2 protein-coding genes are annotated in these 1,414 nt (G+C 48.1%); both read left to right on the top strand.

Annotated elements, in window-relative coordinates:
- The coding region (locus tag BTA31_RS22330) for a 2-oxo acid dehydrogenase subunit E2 (protein ID WP_193427272.1) at positions 1–213 on the top strand (213 nt) is incomplete at its 5' end.
- Between the two features lie 4 nt (positions 214–217).
- Positions 218–1,414 (top strand): dihydrolipoyl dehydrogenase (lpdA, locus tag BTA31_RS22325; protein ID WP_076794327.1); only part of this gene is annotated, 1,197 nt, incomplete at its 3' end.

The raw sequence follows: 1,414 nt of genomic DNA, 5'->3' as shown, positions 1-1,414 counted from the left end.
CCGGTTATCAACCATCCGGAAGTTGCGATCCTTGGAATCGGCCGCATCGCTGAGAAAGCTGTCGTTCGTGACGGCGAAATCGTCGCTGCACCTGTTCTGGCTCTTTCTCTAAGCTTTGACCACCGTATGATCGACGGCGCAACTGCACAAAACGCATTGAATCACATCAAGCGTTTGCTGAACGATCCACAATTAATTTTAATGGAGGCGTAATGTAATGGTAGTAGGAGATTTCCCTATTGAAACAGATACTCTTGTCATTGGTGCGGGACCTGGCGGCTATGTAGCTGCCATCCGCGCTGCTCAGCTTGGACAAAAAGTAACAATCGTTGAAAAAGGCAACCTTGGGGGCGTATGTCTGAATGTCGGATGTATCCCTTCAAAAGCGCTGATCAATGCAGGCCACCGCTATGAGAATGCGAAGCATTCTGAAGAGATGGGGATCACTGCTGAAAACGTAAAAGTTGACTTTACAAAAGTTCAAGAATGGAAAGCCTCTGTCGTTAATAAGCTTACCGGCGGTGTTGAAGGCCTTCTGAAAGGCAACAAAGTCGACATCGTAAAAGGCGAAGCGTACTTTGTAGACAGCAATTCTGTACGCGTGATGGATGAGAACTCAGCTCAGACTTACACGTTCAAAAACGCGATCATTGCAACAGGTTCTCGCCCTATCGAATTGCCAAACTTCAAATATAGCGACCGCGTCCTGAATTCAACAGGCGCACTTGCACTGAAAGAAATTCCTAAGAAGCTCGTTGTCATCGGCGGCGGCTACATCGGAACAGAGCTCGGTACTGCATATGCAAACTTCGGTACTGAAGTTGTCATTCTTGAAGGCGGAGAAGAAATCCTTCCAGGCTTTGAGAAGCAAATGAGCTCTCTTGTCAAACGCAACCTGAAGAAAAAAGGCAACGTTGAAATCCATACAAAAGCTATGGCTAAAGGCGTGGAAGAAAAAGCTGACGGCGTAACCGTTACGTTCGAAGTGAAAGGTGAAGAGCAAACGATCGATGCGGACTACGTACTTGTTACTGTCGGCCGCGTTGCAAACACGGACGAGCTCGGACTTGAACAAGTCGGCGTCGAAATGACGGACCGCGGCATCATCAAAACGGACAAACAATGCCGTACAAACATTCCGAACATCTATGCGATCGGTGACATCATCGAAGGTCCTCCGCTTGCACATAAAGCTTCTTATGAAGGTAAAATTGCTGCTGAAGCGATTGCCGGAGACGCAGCGGAAATCGACTATCTCGGAATTCCTGCGGTCGTCTTCTCTGAGCCTGAACTTGCATCTGTAGGCTACACTGAAGCACAGGCTAAAGAAGAAGGTCTGTCAGTGACTGCAGCCAAATTCCCGTTTGCAGCAAACGGACGTGCGCTGTCATTAAACGAAACTGACGGTTTCCTT

Origin of the sequence: Bacillus haynesii (assembly GCF_001969855.1) — a bacterium.
Lineage (GTDB): Bacteria > Bacillota > Bacilli > Bacillales > Bacillaceae > Bacillus > Bacillus haynesii.
This window is presented reverse-complemented; position numbering and strand designations above follow the sequence as displayed.